General features: G+C 52.2%; 1 protein-coding gene. It reads left to right on the forward strand.

Annotated features, from left to right (window positions below; translation table 11 throughout):
• A partial coding sequence (locus tag C6N31_RS47220) for a hypothetical protein (protein WP_198359667.1) occupies positions 1 to 467 on the forward strand: 467 nt, incomplete at both ends.

Below are 467 nucleotides of genomic sequence, written 5' to 3' on the forward strand. Positions count from 1 at the left end.
AAAAGAAATCCTTCGATAATCTCTGCAAAACCATGAAGGACATCCTTGGCGACAAGGTGGAGAAGGTTGTCGTGTCTGATCGGATCGTCGACTCGCCGTGCTGCCTTGTCACCGGCGAGTACGGATGGACGGCGAACATGGAGAGGATCATGAAGGCCCAGGCGTTGAGAGATAGCAGCATGGGCTCGTACATGTCTTCGAAGAAGACGATGGAGATCAATCCTGACAACGGCATCATGGAAGAGCTGCGAAAGAGAGCCGAGGCTGATAAGAGCGATAAGTCTGTCAAAGATCTCGTCATGTTGCTGTTCGAGACCTCCTTGCTTACTTCCGGGTTCAGCCTTGATGATCCCAACACCTTCGCCACCAGGATTCATAGAATGCTGAAGCTTGGCCTCAGCATCGACGAGGAAGACGACGAAGCCTGTGACGTTGATATGCCTGCTCTGGAAGATGATGGAGCCGAG

This window comes from Streptomyces fildesensis (genome assembly GCF_016107395.1).
Lineage (GTDB): Bacteria > Actinomycetota > Actinomycetes > Streptomycetales > Streptomycetaceae > Actinacidiphila > Actinacidiphila fildesensis.